At 64.8% G+C, this 16,978-nt stretch carries 13 protein-coding genes; 8 read left to right on the top strand and 5 right to left on the bottom strand.

The window, feature by feature from the left end:
* Window positions 1-91 precede the first annotated feature (91 nt).
* The 4 genes from IRI77_RS23560 (at window position 92) to IRI77_RS23545 (ending at window position 4,909) form a co-directional block, all read left to right on the top strand.
* Complete coding sequence (locus tag IRI77_RS23560) at window positions 92-1,015, top strand: hypothetical protein (protein WP_194447454.1); 924 nt, start codon at window positions 92-94, stop codon at window positions 1,013-1,015.
* 169 nt (window positions 1,016-1,184) lie between these two features.
* Window positions 1,185-3,533, top strand: coding sequence for a S8 family serine peptidase (locus tag IRI77_RS23555; protein ID WP_194447453.1), 2,349 nt, complete (start codon window positions 1,185-1,187; stop codon window positions 3,531-3,533).
* 234 nt (window positions 3,534-3,767) lie between these two features.
* Entirely contained in the window at window positions 3,768-4,238 is a 471-nt protein-coding gene (locus IRI77_RS23550) for a GreA/GreB family elongation factor (RefSeq protein WP_194447452.1), read from the top strand.
* Window positions 4,239-4,261: 23 nt separating this feature from the next.
* Entirely contained in the window at window positions 4,262-4,909 is a 648-nt protein-coding gene (locus IRI77_RS23545) for a CDP-alcohol phosphatidyltransferase family protein (RefSeq protein ID WP_194447451.1), read from the top strand.
* Between the two features lie 13 nt (window positions 4,910-4,922).
* Here IRI77_RS23545 and IRI77_RS23540 read toward each other — a convergent pair whose 3' ends face one another.
* The 3 genes from IRI77_RS23540 to IRI77_RS23530 all read right to left on the bottom strand — a co-directional run bounded on the left by IRI77_RS23540 (window position 4,923) and on the right by IRI77_RS23530 (window position 8,966).
* On the bottom strand, window positions 4,923-5,300 hold the full coding sequence (locus IRI77_RS23540; protein WP_194447450.1) for a holo-[acyl-carrier-protein] synthase: 378 nt from the start codon (window positions 5,298-5,300) through the stop codon (window positions 4,923-4,925).
* On the bottom strand, window positions 5,300-8,029 hold the full coding sequence (locus IRI77_RS38400; RefSeq protein WP_194447449.1) for a M14 family zinc carboxypeptidase: 2,730 nt from the start codon (window positions 8,027-8,029) through the stop codon (window positions 5,300-5,302). Before IRI77_RS38400 ends, IRI77_RS23540 begins: the two co-directional genes overlap by 1 nt.
* Window positions 8,030-8,150: 121 nt before the next feature.
* Complete coding sequence (locus IRI77_RS23530) at window positions 8,151-8,966, bottom strand: hypothetical protein (protein WP_194447448.1); 816 nt, start codon at window positions 8,964-8,966, stop codon at window positions 8,151-8,153.
* Between the two features lie 228 nt (window positions 8,967-9,194).
* Between IRI77_RS23530 and IRI77_RS23525 the strand changes: the two genes are divergently transcribed.
* The 3 genes from IRI77_RS23525 to IRI77_RS23515 are packed head-to-tail and all read left to right on the top strand — an operon-like array spanning window position 9,195 to window position 12,586.
* Window positions 9,195-9,560, top strand: a complete 366-nt coding sequence (locus IRI77_RS23525) for a PadR family transcriptional regulator (protein ID WP_194447447.1) — start codon at window positions 9,195-9,197, stop codon at window positions 9,558-9,560.
* Window positions 9,557-12,100: an ADOP family duplicated permease gene (locus IRI77_RS23520; protein ID WP_194447446.1), complete on the top strand. Its 2,544-nt coding sequence runs from the start codon at window positions 9,557-9,559 to the stop codon at window positions 12,098-12,100. Before IRI77_RS23525 ends, IRI77_RS23520 begins: the two co-directional genes overlap by 4 nt.
* Before the next feature lie 24 nt (window positions 12,101-12,124).
* A complete protein-coding gene (locus tag IRI77_RS23515; protein WP_194447445.1) occupies window positions 12,125-12,586 on the top strand; it encodes a helix-turn-helix transcriptional regulator in 462 nt (153 codons plus the stop codon).
* Between the two features lie 3 nt (window positions 12,587-12,589).
* Here the strand turns inward: IRI77_RS23515 and IRI77_RS23510 are convergent, their stop codons facing one another.
* Together IRI77_RS23510 and IRI77_RS23505 are read right to left on the bottom strand one after the other, a co-directional pair.
* A complete protein-coding gene (locus IRI77_RS23510) occupies window positions 12,590-15,340 on the bottom strand; it encodes an ABC transporter permease (protein ID WP_194447444.1) in 2,751 nt (916 codons plus the stop codon).
* Window positions 15,337-15,681 carry a PadR family transcriptional regulator gene (locus tag IRI77_RS23505; protein WP_194447443.1) on the bottom strand — a complete coding sequence of 115 codons (345 nt, stop codon included), beginning with the start codon at window positions 15,679-15,681 and terminating at the stop codon, window positions 15,337-15,339. The genes IRI77_RS23510 and IRI77_RS23505 overlap by 4 nt, the downstream gene beginning before the upstream one ends.
* Window positions 15,682-15,882: 201 nt before the next feature.
* Between IRI77_RS23505 and recA the strand changes: the two genes are divergently transcribed.
* On the top strand, window positions 15,883-16,968 hold the full coding sequence (recA, locus tag IRI77_RS23500) for a recombinase RecA (protein ID WP_194447442.1): 1,086 nt from the start codon (window positions 15,883-15,885) through the stop codon (window positions 16,966-16,968).
* Window positions 16,969-16,978 lie beyond the last annotated feature (10 nt).

The following is a 16,978-nucleotide window of genomic DNA, read 5'->3' as shown; positions in this document are numbered from 1 at the left end:
TCGGCGCGGGCGAAAATCGGCGAAGATGCGGTGCAACCCGATCGGCAAAGATAGCGTCATTGGATCTGTAAAGAAGTTTAAGGAGGCAGTTGTGATCCGGCAATTCACGATTCTGGCGATAGCGGCCACGTTGGCCGCGCCGGCAAGTTGGGCGCAGCGCGGTGAGCGGAAGACGGTCGACTTGTCGCGGGTGGCGAGCAAGTTGAGTTCGGAAGGGACGGGCGGCACGGCGGGTGCGGCGCAGTTCCGGGCGGCGATGTCGCGCGGGCGGTCAGGCGGTGGTGCGACGGACGGGGTGGCGCTGGGTTCCTCGGGCCAGGCGAATGCGACGACGCTGGCGCAGGCTCCGGGCGTGCTGCAAATGAATCTGTTCGAGGGCTACAAGTCGGGCCGCGAGACGTATTTCGTGGCGACCCGGACGATTCCCAGCGGCAGCACGCTCCAGCAGTACATTTACTTGCCGGACAACCAGCAACTGGCGCTGAGTTCCGTGAAGTTCAGCTATGACATCGCCCCGGGTGAATCGCTGGCACTGACGAACGTCAAGGATTTCGGATTCTTCTGGGAATACGGCCTGACGGCTTATGCGGTGAAAATCACTTTGCCGGATGGTACCGAGACCTGGGCAGGTACTGATTTCGGGACGGCGGACTGGCAGGGGCTATATTACCGGAAATTTGCGGATCTGCCGTTTGTGATTCCCGGCCTGACCGGCGCGCGTGAGTATCTGGACAACGGCGCGACGATGGTCGAGATCAAGGGACGGTTCCGGACCGACCTGACAGCGCATGTGATTTTCGAGGACCTGGTGGTGCCCAGCAATGCGGTGCAGGTATTGGATGCGACCACGATTGTGGTGAACCTGAGCCAGGCGTATGGGTATTACTACGACAGCGGAGTGGGCGACCTGGTGCAGCAGACGTTTGATCCGACGCGGGTGAGAGGGTACCTGTTGACCGTGGGCCAGGGCGGTTTTACGGATACATTACCGTTCCGTCATACGCCGATGCAGTAATCGCGGAAAAACAAAAATTCATGAAGAGGCCCCAGGGTAGCCTGGGGCTTTTTCGTGTCTTACATGAATGGGAACGGGCCTCGTTGCCCCGGATTTCCGCTAGATTAGTAACCAGAGGACTCCGTCCCGGTGCGGTAGCGGCGGATCCCGCTTGGGTGGGCCATTTCGAATGCGATTTCTATTTGTACTATTATTTGCCGGTTCAGTTTTTGCCCAGGACGTTGTGCCGGGGCGGTTTCTGGTGGAGTTGACCGGGGCGCCGGCGATGAAGGCGCAGGACATGGGGTCGCGGCGCAGTGCGATCGAGACGGAGCAGGCCACGGTGGAAGGTGCGCTGCAGGCGCGCCGGGCGATGGTGGTGGCGCGTGTCACGACCGTGGCCAACGTGCTGGTGGTGCAGGCGGCGAGCGCCCAGCAACTGGCGGGGCTGCCGGGCGTGAAGCGCGTCGAGCCGGTTGAGCGGTTTGATCTGTTCCTGATGAACGCCCTGCCCATCCACCAGGTGCCGCAGGCCTGGGCCGCGACCGGCGGCATGGCGAACGCGGGCAAGGGCATCAAGATTGCGATTCTCGACACGGGCATCGACATGACGCATCCGGGCTTTGCCGCGGGCGACATGACGGCACCGGATGGATTTCCCCAGGCGAGCAGCAGCCAGAATTTGGCCCTGACCAATGGCAAGGTGATTGTGGCGCGCAGCTTCGACGGGGCACCGGTGACCGATTTCGAGGGGCACGGGACGGCCGTGGCCATGACCGCGGCGGGCGTGCAGCATGAGAGTCCGCGGGGCACGATTTCGGGGGTAGCGCCGGCGGCGTGGATCGGAGCTTACCGGGTGGCCGACATCGCGGACGGCGGCATTTACAGCGACACGGTGTTGCGGGCTTTGGATTGGGTGGTTCAGGACGGCATGGATGTCGTCAACATGAGCTTCGGTTCCCTGGGCCGGTTTGGAGCGTCCCACACGATTTACGGCGATGCGGTGCGCGGCCTGGCGGACCGTGGGATTATCGTGGTCCGCGCGGCGGGCAACACGTCTGGACCGATGACCGTGGACGACACGGCCGCGATCGACAGGGTAATTGCGGTGGGTGCGAATAGCGCGACGGCGTCGACCACGACGCAGGTTGTGCCGTCGGCGGGTCCGTCGATGGACGGCGTGGCGTCGACAAACGTGACGGAGCACGCTCCGGTGAGCGGGCCGCTGGTGGATATCGCGGTGTTCGATCCAACGGGTCTCGCCTGCGACGGGAGCCTGTTTCCGCTGGAGAGCCTGAAAGGCGCCATCGCGCTGATGGAACGCGGGGAGTGCGACTTCGAGACCAAACTGGCGAATGTTGCGGCGGCCGGGGCGGTGGGCGCGGTGGTGTTCAACACGGCGGACCCGTCCTATGACAAATCCGGCGAGGAGCTCGTGATCATGATTGTCGACAATCCTGATCAGATTCCCGGAATCTTCGTGCCTCGCAGCAAGGGGTTGCAGTTGAAGGACTTGGCGGCCACGGTGGAGGATCTGCAGGTGCAGTTGCGGTTCCCCTTCGGGAAGGGCGCACCTCGGTCGCTGGCGTCGTTCTCCAGCCGCGGGCCCAGTGTGGAACTGCTGATCAAGCCCGACCTGGTGGCGACGGGCGCGCCGGTGTACACGGCGGCGCTGAAGGAGCCCTACGATGCGGACTATTGCCCGGTGTGCGACCCCAGCGGCTACATTTCGACCCAGGGCACGAGTTTTTCCTCGCCGCTGGTGGCGGGGGCGGCGGCCGTGCTGAAGAGCGGGCGTCCGGGCTTGTCGATGGATGAGTACCGGTCGCTGCTGATCGATAGCGCGTCGCCGCTGGTGTTCCTGGACGGCACGACGGCCCCGGTGAACTCAGCGGGCGCCGGCTATTTGAATCTGAACAGCGCGGTGACCTCGACGATCGCGGCGGCGCCGGTATCGCTGTCCTTCGGGTCGGGCGGCGGAACCATCGACCTGACGAAAGACGTGACAGTGAAAAACGTGGGGGCAGCCACAGCCACGTTCGGGCTGAGCGTGGAGACCCGCGATACCGTGCAGCCGCTTCTATCGGCCAGCGAAGTGACGGTGGAGCCGGGTTCGACGGCCACGTTCCAGGTGAGCCTGGCGAGCGGCGGAGCGGATCCGGGTGCGTATCAGGGGTTCGTGAAGATCACCGACACGCAGTCTGGCGCCGTGGCGCGCGTGCCTTACTGGTATGCGGTGGAGGGCAGCGGGGCGGCCAGTATCACGATTCTGGACATCAGCTCGTCGGCCCCCAAGAAGAACAGCGTTGTCGGGATCTATGTCAGGGTGCACGACCAGGCTGGACTGGCGATGGGCAAGACCGAGCCCGTGGTGGTGCCGGTGTCGGGCGGAGTGACGGTGCTGAAGGTGGAATCGACGATGAGCCTGTTTCCGAATGGCTGGCTGGTGCAGTTGCGGATGGGACCGGAGGCGGGCGCGAACGTGTTCCGGATCGAGGTGGGTGATCTCAAGCGGACATACTCGATCACGACGCCGTAGTGACCGGCATCCTGTCATACAACTTACGGAATAAAGTTGACGGAATTGAAATCTGAGATAAACTATCAAGAGATAGCTATCTCGAGACGTACTGGCGGTCGCCCCTCCACCAGACTCGGGGGCGGCCGCATTTTTTTGGTTCGAGGCGGGCGAGTTTGGGGCTGGGCCGCGGAATGAGCACCCTGCCGGTGTGCGTGGTCTATAATCGGAATCTGGGAGCATGTTGCACACGCGATGGAGGAATTAATCAAGAAGTTGCAGGCGGAGATTACGACGCTCGAATACGAGCTTCGGAATGAGCTGCCCAAAGAGATTCTGAAGGCGCGTGCGCATGGCGATTTGAAAGAGAACGCAGAGTTCCATGCGGCGAAAGAGCGCCAGCGGTATGTCGATGCCCGTCTCGCCCAGCTGAAGAAGCGGCTGATGGACTTCTCCCTCATCGACATGACGAAGATTCCGCACGACCGGGTGGGCCTGGGGTCCACGGTGGTGGTGCTGGACCTGGACAAGGAAGAAGAGGTCACCTACAAGATTGTGGCCAGCGAGGAATCGGACGCGGCGAAGCGGATGATTTCGACGAGCTCTCCGATAGGGCGCGGGCTGCTGGGCAAGCAGGTGGGCGATGAAGTGGCGATTCCAAGCCCTGGCGGGGTGAGGAAGATGGAGATCCTTCAACTGACGACGATTCACGACGTAGTTGAATAGGATGGATTGAGAAGGCAAAGCTCATGACGTACACCCGCGCGATTGGCATAGGAGCGGGGAAAATTCTGTACTGGATTGTGCGCATGCTCGCGCTGTCGCGCATCCACCCGAATGTCCTGACGTTCATCGGGCTGCTGATCAATATCTACGCTGCAGTATTGCTGGCATCGGGCAAGTTCTTCTATGCCGGACTGGTGATCATCGGCGCGGGCCTGTTCGACATGGTGGACGGGCGGGTGGCGCGCGAGACGAAGCAGGTGACGCGGTTCGGGGCGTTCTTCGACTCGGTAATGGACCGATATTCCGACCTGGCGCTGCTGATGGGCCTGCTGGTGTACTACGCGAACATCAACCGCAATTTCTATGTTGTGTTGACGGCGGTGGTGATGACGGCCTCGGTGATGATCAGCTACACGCGGTCGCGGGCCGAGAACGTGATTCCTTCGTGCAAGGCGGGCTTCCTGGAGCGGCCGGAGCGGATCGTCCTGCTGATTATCGGCGCGCTGTTCGACCGCATGGCTCCGGTGTTATGGGTGATCGCGGTGCTGGGCAACATCACGGTGATCCACCGCATGATGCACACCTGGGACGTGACGAAGGCGATGGACCTGGCTGGCGAACAGGCAGCCGGACAGCCCAAAGAGATGTCGGCCACCACGGCCGGACACTGAGCGCCCGCGCGCTTCAATCCTCCAGAATCAGAAACGCCTGACCATACTGCTTGGTATGGGTTAGGGACAGATGGGCGTGTTTGACGCCCATCCGCTCAGCAATCTGCTTCGCTACCCCGTGAAAAGTGATCGTGGGCCGGCCTGAAGGCAGGTTGGTGACCTCGAAGTCCTGCCAGGTGATGCCATGGCGCCAGCCGGTGCCGATGGCCTTCATGCCGGCCTCCTTGGCCGCAAAGCGGGCGGCATAGCGCTCGTACTTATTGGCCTTGCGGGCCACGTAGGCCCGCTCCTTTTCGGTATAGATCCGGTGGATGAAGCGATCGCCGTAGCGCTCGATGGAGGCCTGGATGCGGTCGACTTCCGCCAGGTCGATGCCGGTGCCCAGAATCATTACTGTTGCTCCTGCTGGGCTCCCCCTCGGCCGCCGCCGCCGGTGTAGCGGAAGACGGCGTTGAGGAAGGCCACGTTCAAGCCGTCCATATAAGCGCGGAAGTTGGGATCGGAGGTGAAGCCGACCACGACGCCGCGGCCTTCGTTCTGGGTGGTGAGGAAGGGCTTATAGGCGAGCTGCTTGCGGTTCTCCTCCCAGAGGTAGCCGGAGGCGACCAACTCGTTGGGCCCGGCGTAGAGGATGGGATTGGCTCCGTGGTCGATCTTGGCTGGGGAATAGATGGCGCGGCCATCGACCAGGACGTAGAGGGTTTCGGGCAGGCCGGCGGTGATCCAGGTTTCCGGATCGACCTTGGCGCGCACGAGGACGCCGGCGACGGAGTCGGGCAGTTCACGATCGGCGCGGATGGCTTTCTCGTAGTCCTGCATGCTGGTAAAGATCTTGCCGGGGGCGGGGCCGGCGGCGGGCGCACCGGGGGCAGGCGTAGAGGGCGCAGAGCCAGTTCCGCCCGTTGCGGGTTTAGCCGCGTCGGCCGGGCGGCCGCTGTCCTGGGCGAGACCTTCCTGGGCGACTCCGAGCAGGCCCACCTGCGGGCTGGAGAGATAGGAGACCGCGGCGCCGATGCCGACGAGCACGCCGCCCTCGCGGACCCAGTTCTTAATACGGTCCGTCACGACAGGCGAGAAGGCGCCCGCGTAACCGCCGCTGGGCAGGATGAGCACCTGGAACTTGTCGAGGTCGAGCGCACCAAAGCTCGACGTACGCACAACGGTCACGGGGTAGCCGTACTGGCGTTCCAGCACGAAGCGCGTCTGGCCGGCGGAGGCGGACGAAGTGGGTGCATCCCAGAGCATCGCAATGGCGGGCTTCTTCAAGGCTCCGACGTTGGCGCTGCCAAAGTTGACGCCGTCCTCGACCCAGCCGGTGTTGGTGGCGACGACCTCAGCTCCGCTGGCGGTAGCGATGGCGGCGACCTTGTCGTGGACGCCGGCGGGGTTCTGCTTGACCATGACGATCAGCGTGCCGGAGGGGAACTTGCGGCCCGATTGGGTGAACGGCTTGTTCGCGGAGAGCAGGCGGAGATCGGCGCGCAGCGCGGCGGTGAGGAAGCGGCCGGCGGCCTGCGTACCCCAGGGGACGAGATAGGCGACATCGGCACGGCCCGAGACTGCGCCGTGCGGCTGGTAGGCGCCGGTGACGGTTTCGAACGAACCCTGCGAGACCTCGGCCGCGCCGATGCAATCCACATTGAAGGACATGGGCAGGTTCCAGCCGGTGACGTCGTAGATCTGGTCGGCGAGCTTCTTCTTGCGGCGGCGCTCCTGCTCCTTGAGGAAGTCGGGTTCCATGGGTGTATTGGGGTCGAGCAGGGCGCGGATGAAGCGCTTGCGGGGCTGGGCGAGGACGATGGAGTAAGAGCCCACCGGATAGTCTTTGCCGCCGTTCCTGAACGCTGCCTTCGCCTGGCGGATTTCGATGCCGTGTTCGGCAAGGATGTGGGCGAGCTTGTCGACCGCGCCGACGTCGCCGTTGCGGGGCAGGATGTACTCCTTCACCGGCTCCTTCTGCCCCTCTTCGATGGCGGTGACCTGGTAGCGGTAGAAGCTGTCGAGCAGTTTTTCGCGGTAGTCGACGGCGGTTTCGCAGGTGGCGATGGAGCCGACGAAGTGCTTCTTCACGCTCTCCTCGAACGTGTAGAGCGTTTCGTCGGAGCGGCGCAGGACGAGGCCGCGCACCGAGGCGTTCTCATAGGTCATGCCCATGCCGCCGTAGAACCAGGGCCAGGAGGCTCCGTAGCCGGGGTAGAACTCGTCGTAGACTTCGCGGGTGAAATAGGACCAGCCGAACTTGTCGAACCACTTGGCGTCGTTCCGGCCGAACCAGTTCATCTGGTCCTTCTGGTCCTGGGTGAGGTTCGGATTGTAGGGCAGCGAGCCGGGGGTAAAGAAGTAGCTGGAGTTGCCGCCCATCTCGTGGAGGTCGACCTGGACCAGCGGCAGGAACTGGCGGAGGTACTGGATGCGGCCGCGGGTTTCGGGCTGCGTGATGGCGTGCCAGTCGCGGTTCATGTCGAAGAAGTAGTGGTTGGTGCGGCCGCCGGGCCAGGGCTCGGCGCGCTCGGCGGCGACGGGGCTCTCGTCGGGCAGCAGGCCTTCGTTGACGCGGAAGTTGTGGACAAAGCGCTCGCGGCCATCGGGGTTCTGGATGGGGTCGATCAGGACGACGACGTTCTTGCGGACGTTGTCGATCATCTGGTCGCCGCGCGCGGCCAGCAGGTGATAGGCGGTCATCATGGCGGCGTCGGGCGAGGAGATCTCGTTGCCGTGCACACCGTAGGAGAGGCTGAGGATGGAGGGCATGGTGGCCATCAGCTTCTTCGCCTCGGCGGCGGACGTTTTGCGCGGATCGGCCAGTTTGAGCTGGGCGGCCTTGATCTGTTCCAGGTTGCGGATGTTCTCCTCGCCGGAGATGACGGCATAGATGAGGCGGCGGCCTTCCCAGGACTTCGCGTAGTCGTGGAGCTGGATGCGCGACGGGGCGGCCGCGGCCAGGGCCTCGAAATAGCGGACGATGTCTCCGGGCGGCGTGATGCGCGTACCGGGCTCGTGGCCGAGCACCTGCTGGATGGTGGGGATGGCGGGATCGTATTGCGCACCTGGCCAGAACTCAGCCTTTTGTGCGTGGAGAGAGAGGACGAGGAGGGGGAGCGAGACCAATAGCTTCCGCATAACTGTTCTTCACAGGATAGCGTTCAGCGGGCGGTGCGGTCTCTGGCGGGTGGAAGGCCCTGCGATCCTCTCCCCTGCCTGAGGAGCATGAAAGGGGATCGCAGGGGTCTGGGACGACGAACTACTGCGGGAACATGCCGGACCAGTTCAGGACCGGAATGGTGGCGAACGCGTGCTGCGGGTTGAAGCGGAAGCCGAGTGCGGAGAGCCGCGTGGTGCTGCTCTCAAAGAGGATGGAGCCGACCTTGCCTTGCGTGTCGGGGAAGCGCTCCGGAATGGAGAAGGCCAACTGCTGCCCTTTGGCCAGGGGAATGGTGTCGGTGCTGACGGTGTTGCCCTCGGTGTCGAGCAGGGTGACGTAGACCTGGCTGTCCAGGTTGGCTCCGGGGTTCAAAAGCGCCATCGAAGTGACATACCCGTTGGTGTTGTCGTAGGGCATGATGAACACGTAGTCATCGTAGGCGCTGAGCGGAACCAGGGCCTCGAAATCGGGCGAACCGGCGATGCTCTGTTTGAAGATGGCGTAGCCGCCGAGTCGGGCGCCGGTGGCATCGTAGGAAATAACGGACCAACCAGTCTTTAATCCAGTCCCCTGGTCAACCAGCTTTATGTTGAAACTGGCGCCGGGATTCAGCGTGCCCTGGGCTGAACTGGTGGTCAATTGCTGTCCATCGGGAATCGACTGGAACGTCACGGTCAGGGGTTGGCCAGAGGTATCGAAAAAGGCCTGCCCGAACGTGACGGCCGTGTTGGTTAGGTTCACCAGGACAAGGGTGGTCTCCCAGCCGCCGCCGGTGGCGAGATGAGGGAAGACCATGTCGCTAGGGCCGACAAAGGTGAACTTGCCCGGATTCTGTGTTCCCGAGGCGGCACGAAGGCCGGTGGGTGTTCTGGGTGATGCGGTGATCGTGTTCTCCGTGGGAGGCAGAGCCTTCAAGTCCCGGGCCTGGCCAGCCGCGCCAAGAGGGGTGAGTACCGCAACAATAATGAGTGTAAAAACGTCATGCCGTTGCATGCGTTGACTATATACCAGGCTCGAGGCGACAAGGAGACGAAGGGATTTCGTGCCCTTCGCAGTGGAATAGATATCGAATTTCGGGTCTGTTTGATTTGGCTTGACAAGATCCCTCACTCGCCGTATAACTATTACGAAAGTTGTACTACTATGCCGAAGCCAAAACCAACTGATCCGTCGGAGTATCTGCCGCTGCCACCGCTGGCGTTCCACATCCTGCTGTGTCTGGGCGAGGGGGAGCGTCACGGGTATGCGTTGAAGCGGGAAATCGTGAAGCGGACGGAGGGGCGGCTGAACCCCGGCGCGGGGTCGCTGTACGGCACGATCCAGAAGCTGCTGGAGCAGGGGTTGATTGAAGAGTCGGGCGAACGGCCGGATCCGCATCTGGACGACGAGCGGCGGCGGTATTTCCGGATGTCGGAGCTGGGGTTGGAGGTGGCCCAGGCGGAGGCGGCGCGGATGCGGGCGCTGGTGGAGTTGTCGGAGACACGCTTTGGCCTGGGAGAGCCGGCATGAACAGCGAACGGCTGTACCGGGCGCTGCTGAAGCTGTATCCGGCGCGCTTTCGCGAGGAGTTTGAGCGGGAGTTGCTGCGGTCGTTCCGCGAAGAGCGGGCGGAAGGCGCTCCGGCGGCGCGGCTTTGGCTGAGGACGTTGTGGGATCTGGCGGCGACGGTGCCGGCGCGCCTGATGGAAGAGGCGGCGCAGGACCTGCGGCACAGCGCGCGGGTGCATGCGCGGCGTCCCTTTGTGGCGCTGTTTGCGATGGCGGCGCTGGCTTTGGGCATTGGCGTCGCGACGGGCCTGTTCGGCGTACTGGATGCAATGTTGTGGCGCAAGCTGCCTTACGCCGAGCCGGAGCGGCTGGTGTTTCTGCACATGCTGCCGGGCTCGATGCGGCTGACGGAGTCGCCGGCGGCGCTGCGCGGGTGGACGGGGCAGAATGCGTACCTGAAAGACGCGGCCGTCTTTGCGAGCGATGAGTTGAACGTGGCGGGCGGTCCGCGGACGGTGCGGGTGCGGGTGTGCGAGACCTCGGCGAATCTGTTCGCGCTGATGGGCACACCGATGGCGTGGGGCCGCGGGTTTCTGGCCGAGGAGGAGACACGCGGGCGGAACGACGCGGCGGTGATCAGCCACGCGATGTGGGATCAGGAGTTCGGCGGAGATCCCCGGGTTCTGGGGCGGACGATCCGGATCAGCGGGACTCCGTTCCGGGTGGTGGGTGTGGCTCCGGCGGGGTTCGACTACCCGATGGGCGCGCAGGTCTGGACACCGACGGTGTTTGAGTTCGAACGCATTCCGAAAGAGGGCGTGATCTTCTGGGAGGTGCTGGGGCGGCTGAAGGACGGCCTGCCGCTGGCGGAGGCGCAGGCGTTATATGTGGCCGAAGCGGGCCGACTTGCGCCCAAGCGCATGCTGGAGGATGAGGCGAACCGTCCAGCGCTGCGGACTCTGCAGGTGCAGTTGGCGGGTCCGGCCAGGAGGCCGTCGCTGGTGTTGTTTGGCGCGGTGCTGTGTGTGCTGCTGATCGCGTGCGGGAATGTCGCGAACCTGCTGTTGACGCGCGTGCTGGACCGGCGGCGGGAGCTGCAGATCCGGGCCGCGCTGGGGGCCTCGCGGGCGCGGCTGTTCCAGCAGTTGCTGTTTGAGAGCGTGGCGCTGGCGCTGGTGGCCGGAGCGGCGGGGATTCTGGTGGCGCGCGGCGTGGCGCGCATCGCGGCCTCGCTGCAGCCCGGTCAGGCCGAGGCGGGGATCGACTGGCGGATGCTGGCCTTCGCGGTGGGGTTGTCGCTACTGACCGGGCTGGTGTTCGGAGTCCTGCCGGCCTGGCATGTGAGCCGGCTGCAGACCTCGAACGAGGCGTTGCGGGCGGGCACGGCGCGGGTGCCGGCGGCGCGGATCCGCGTCGCGCTGACCGCGTTGCAGGTGACACTGACCATCGTGCTGCTGGCCGGCGGCGTGAGCCTGGGGCGGACGTTTCTGGCGATGATGCGCGTGGACGCGGGGTACCGGACAGCGGGCGTGGCCACGTTGCGGGTGTCGCTTGCGGGCACATCAAGGGAAGACGGGGCTCGTCGAACGGCTTACTACCGCGAGGCGCTGGAGCGGCTGCGGTCGCTGCCGGGCGTCGAAGCGGCCGGAGCCGTGAACCTGCTGCCGCTGTCGCTGCAGCCCATCGGATTGGGGCAGTGGTTCCTGGATGACGGGCGGAAGCTGGATGCCGCCATGGGCGTGGTGGCGACGGAGCATTATTTCGAGGCGCTGAGTACGCCGGTTGTGGCGGGCCGCGAGTTCCGCGAGACCGACACCGCGGCGGCGGAACTGGTGGCGGTGGTGAACGAGACGCTGGCGCGCAAGCTGCGCGGTCCGCAGGCTGCGTTGGGGCGATGGATCCACGCGTCCAGCAAGGGCAAGCCACGGCGGATCATTGGCGTCGTGAAGCCGGCGCTGCACTTCGGACCAGGCTCCGAGCCGCTGCCGCAGGTCTTCACGCCGCTGGGACAGGCCGATACCGCGAACCTCACCTTCGTGTTGAAGACGCGGGGCAAGCTGGAGCCGGTGATGGCCGCGGCGCGCGCGGCGCTGGCGAGCGTCGACCCGCAAGTGCCCGTGTTCGCGGTGCAGAGCATGGACTCGTACCTGGCGGAGCGGATGGCGAAGCCCAGGCTGTACACGGGCACGCTGGTGTTCTTCGGTTGTTTTGCAGGGTTCCTGGCGATTCTCGGCCTGTACGCCACAGTGTCGTACTCGGTGTCGCAGCGGACACAGGAGATGGGGGTGCGGCTGGCCCTGGGCGGAACGCCGGGGCGGCTGCGCGGGCTGATTCTGCGGCAGTCGATGCCGGTGGTGCTGGCGGCCTTGGTGGCCGGCACCGCGGCGGCACTGGCGCTGGGCCGGGTGCTGGCGGCGCTGGTGTACCAGGCGAAGGAAGTGACCTGGCAGGATTGCGCGGCGGCCGGGCTCGGGCTGGTGGTGATTGCCGGCCTGGCGATCCTGATGGCGGCGCGGCGGGTCTCGGGGCTGAATCCGGCACAGGTGTTGCGGCCGGAGTAGGTTTTCCGGTTACACTCATCTGACGTGACGCATCCGCTCATTTATACGGCTCCGCTGCGGCTGGGGCCGGCGGTGCACGATGAACTGTTCCGGCGGTTGGTGCGGTCGCGCGACTACCTGGCCGCGGGGTTCGGCGAGCCGCTGCGGTTGCACGATGCCGCGCGCGAGGCGTGTCTTTCCCCCTTTCACTACCAGCGGGTGTTCCGGCGGACCTTTGGCGAGTCGCCGCACGAGTTTTTGACCAAACTGCGGATGGACGAAGCGAAGCGCCTGCTGGCGCGGGATGAGCTGGCGGTGACCGAGGTCTGCATGGCCGTGGGGTACGAGAGCCTGGGGTCGTTCAGTACGCGATTCCGGAGCCTGGTGGGGCAGTCGCCCTCGGAGTACCAGCGGTCGCTGCGGCGCGTGTTTCCCGTGCCGGGTTTGGCCGTGCACCGGTTGGTGCCGGCCTGTTTCCTGCAGTTCTGGGGCGCCCGGGTATTCTAGCCGCTACTCGTTTCTGAGCGCGACCTGCGGATCGATGTGGGCGGCGCGGCGCGCGGGCAGGAAGCTGGCCGCGGCGCCGACCAGAATGAGCATAAACAGCGTGGCCGCCAGCGTGAGGGGATCGCCGGGTTTGACGCCGAAGATCTGGTTCTCGACCAGGCGGGCAGCGGCGAGGGCTGCGGGCAGGCCGATGAGGGCGCCGGCGCCGGTGAGAACCAGCGATTCCTTCAACACCATCCACAGGACGTGGGCACGCGGGGCGCCTAGGGCCATGCGGATGCCGATCTCGTTGGTGCGGCGGGTTACGGCGTAAGCGAGGGTCCCATACAGTCCGACGGCGACGAGAATCAGGGCCAGGCCGCTGAAGACGGTACAGAGGACGGCGAAGAGTCGCTCTTCACCCAGGCTGTCGCGGAGCAACTCGGTTTGGGTTTTGGGGTCGATCAGCGGCACGTCCGGGTCGATGCCCCGCATGGCGGTACGGATGGTGCTGAGAACAGCAGCCGGGTCGCCCGCCGTCCGCACTTCGTAGTGCATCTTGCTCACCGATTCCGGGATGGCTGGATAGCTGATGTACGCCGTCGGATCCACCTCGCCGCGCAGGGTACCGTACTTGGCATCCCCCACGACGCCGATGATTTCGATGGCCTCGGAGGGGTTGTACTCTTCGCTCATCGAGAAGCGGTGGCCCACCGGATTCTGGCTGGGAAAGAAGTGACGCGCCATGGCAGTATTGACCACCGCCACCTTGCGGGCGAGGCGGATGTCCGCCCAGTCGAGGTCGCGGCCCTGGATCAGGTTCATGCCCATGGTGTGGAAGTAGTTGGGGCCGACGGTGTTCCAGCTCAGCGAGTTGGAGGACTTGGCCCGATTGGCGGTGTCGGCGGACGCGTCCGAGTTGTTGATCCAGCCCGAGAGTAAGGCGAGGCCGGAGGAGGTGGCGGACTCCACGCCGGGCAGCGGTTGGATCGCCTCCAGCACGCGGTGGTAGAGCTCGACACGACGGTCGCCGGTGTAGGCGGTGCGGGGCGGATTCAGGGAGAAGACGACCAGGTTTTCGCTGCGGAACCCGAGGTCCTGCGATTCGAGGTTGCCCAGCGTCCGGAGGAACAGCCCTGCCCCGAACAGCAGCAGCACGGAAAGGGCGACCTGCCCGGCGACCAGCGCGGAGCCCAGGCTCAGGCGGCGGACATGCATCGTCACGCCCTCCTGGATGCGGGTGGAGACGTTCGTGCGTGTGGCCCGAAAGGCCGGGGCGAGCCCGAAAAGGATGCCGGTGAGAAGGGACAGGCCGAGGCAGAAACCGAGGACCGTGCCGTCCGGTTGCACGTCCAGCGAAAGCGCCCGCGTGTCCCGGTCGAGCAGGACAAGGCCGTGGCTGCCCCAGTAGGCGACGAGGACCCCCAGGCCGCCGCCGACCAGGGCGAGCATCACCGATTCCGTGAGGTACTGGCGGATGAGGCGGCCGCGCAGGGCGCCCAGGGCGAGCCGGACGCTGGTTTCCCTCTGCCGTGCCGAGGCGCGGGCCAGCAACAAAGTGGCGACATTGGCGCAGGCGATCAGCAGGACCAGTCCCGTGGCGGCGAGCAGAAGCTGGAGAGGCCGGGAGAGGCGGCTGCGCAGGTTGTCGAGGCCTTTGCCGGCGTCGGTGAGTTCCAGATGCGGCAGGATCTCCGGCTTGAGGTCTGCCGGGCCGGCGGCGGCGAGGCTCTGCCGGAAGCGGGCGTCCAGTTGAAGCTGAGCCTGCTGCGCCGTGACCCCGGGCTTGAGGCGGCCCATCAGCATGCACCACCACCAGGTGCGGTCGCTGAACATCTGGCTGGCTTTGGGGGAACTGTTGCCCCAGGGGGCGAGGCCGGGCAGGTCGCGGAGGGGAATCCAGAACTCGGGCGGCTGGGCCGCATTCACGCCAAAGAACTCCTGGGGCGCCACGCCGATGACGGTAAAGGGCTGGCCGTTCAATGAGATGCGATGGCCCACGACACCGCGGTCGCGGCCAAACTGACGGGTCCAGTAGCCGTGGCTGAGCACGGCCACGTTGGGCGCGCCGGGCTTGAGGTCCTCTTCCGAGATGGCGCGGCCGATGACGGGCGCAACGCCGAGTCCCCGAAAGTAGTTGGCCGAGACCATTTCGCCGCCCGCGGTGGACGGTACGCCGTCGATGTTGACTGTGACGCCGTGGCGGTCGAAGTTCATCGGGACAAAGGCAAAGAGTTCAGAGAGCCCGCTGCCGCTGTCCTGGAGGTCCTGCAGCATGTAGTGCGGGAAGGAGGCCCGGCTGAAACCCGAGTTGCTGTGGCGGATGGTGCGGGGCAATTTGGCGTCGCCCTGGAAGCGAAGCTGTACCAGTTGCTCCGGTTGGGCGACCGGCAGGTGGCGGATGAGGACAGCGTTGAGGACGCTGAAGAGCGCGGTGGTGGCTCCGATGCCCAGGGCGAGGCAGGCGACGGCGGTGAGGGTGAAGCCCGGACGGCGGCGCATGCCGCGGAAGGCGTAGCGCAGATCCTGGAAGAGCGCTTCGAGGGCGGGCAGGCCGCGCTGGTCGCGATAGGACTCTTTGACGGACTCGATGCCGCCCAGTTTCAGCATGGCCGCGCGGCGGGCATCGGCGGGGTTCATGCCGAGGCGGATGTTGTCCGCGGTGAGAAGTTCGATGTGGGTTTCGAGTTCGTCGGCCAGTTCCTGGTCGCGGCGGCGGCTGGGGAGCAGCCCTTTCAGACGGCTCCAGGAGCGGCGTAAGGTCTTTCGATTCATTGGTTTCCTCCTGGGGCGGAAAGGAAGCGGGCCATGATCGAAGTGGTGGTCTCCCAGTGGAGTTGTTCGGAGCGGAGTTCCCGGCGGCCGTCCTCGGTGAGGCGATAGAAGCGGGCCTTGCGGTTGTTCTCGGAGAGGCCCCAGTCGGAGGCGATGGAGCCTTCCTGTTCCAGCTTGAGGAGGACGGGGTAGAGGGTGCCGTGGTTGACCGAGAGGAGGTCTTCGCTGATCTGCTCGATGCGGCGGGCGATGCCATAGCCGTGCTGTGGCCCCATCATGTCCAGTGTTTTCATGACCATGAGGGCGAGGGTGCCCTGCCAGACGTCGTTCTTGTCTTTCATCTGTATCTCCGCTGGGAATCCCACAAGAAGGATACGCAGGTTCTTGTGGGAAAGCAATAGGAGAGGCTGGAGATAGAGGTTAATTTTAGGAGATACTCCCCGTGGGCGGTTCACTAGTTACACTAGGAAGCGCGCATCTTGACAAGCGCTGCTATACTGTAAGAGTTTTCACTAGTCACCAAAGGAGGCCCCCGGAAGGCCATGGCTCTCGAAGAGAAAGAAAAACAGCGGCTGCTGAGTGTCACGCTTGGCAATATTGAAAAGCAATTCGGCAAGGGCACCATCCAGCGGCTGGGCTCACACGATGCCATCGTTCCCGTCGGCGTCATCTCTTCCGGGTCGGTCTCCGTGGATTATGCGCTGGGCGTGGGTGGATTCCCGCGCGGGCGCATCATCGAGGTGTACGGGCCGGAATCCTCTGGTAAGACCACGCTCGCGCTGCAGGCGGTAGCCCAGGCGCAGAAGGTGGGCGGCATGGCGGCGTTCGTCGACGTGGAGCATGCGCTGGATCCTATCTATGCGCGCAAGCTCGGCGTGGACGTGGACAACCTGCTGGTGTCGCAGCCGGATTATGCGGAACAGGCGCTGGAGATCACGTCGGCGCTGATCAGCTCGAATGCGATCGACATCATCGTGGTGGACTCGGTGGCGGCGCTGGTGCCGAAGGCCGAACTCGACGGCGAGATGGGCGACTCGTTCATGGGCGTGCAGGCGCGGCTGATGTCGCAGGCCATGCGCAAGCTGACTGGTAATGTCTCGAAGTCGAACACCTGCCTGATCTTCATCAACCAGATCCGTGAAAAGATCGGCGTGATGTTCGGCAACCCGGAAACGACCACCGGCGGCCGCGCGTTGAAGTTTTACTCCAGCGTACGTATCGACATCCGGCGCATTGCCGCGATCAAGGATGGCGAGAACGTGGTGGGGAACCGGACCAAGGTGAAGGTGGTGAAGAACAAGCTGGCTCCGCCGTTCCGCGAAGCCGAGTTCGACATCATGTACGGTGAGGGCATCAGCCTGATGGGCGACCTGGTCGACATCGGCGTGGAGCACAACATCGTCGAGAAGAGCGGATCGTGGTACAGCTTCTCGGGCGAGCGCATCGGCCAGGGCCGCGAGAACGCCAAGCAGTTCCTGCGCGACCATCCCGAAACGCTGGTGAAGCTGGATCAGATGGTGCGCGAGGTGCTGGGGCTGGCGAAGCTGCCGGATGCCGTTGAGCCGACGGTGACGCCGGAGCCGGCGGCCGCGTCGGGCGGTAAGGCTACTCGGGGCTCCAAGAGCTAATTCAACAAGT

This window comes from Paludibaculum fermentans, from assembly GCF_015277775.1.
GTDB lineage: Bacteria > Acidobacteriota > Terriglobia > Bryobacterales > Bryobacteraceae > Paludibaculum > Paludibaculum fermentans.
Note: the sequence above shows the minus strand (reverse complement) of the source record. Positions and strands in the feature narration are given on the sequence as shown.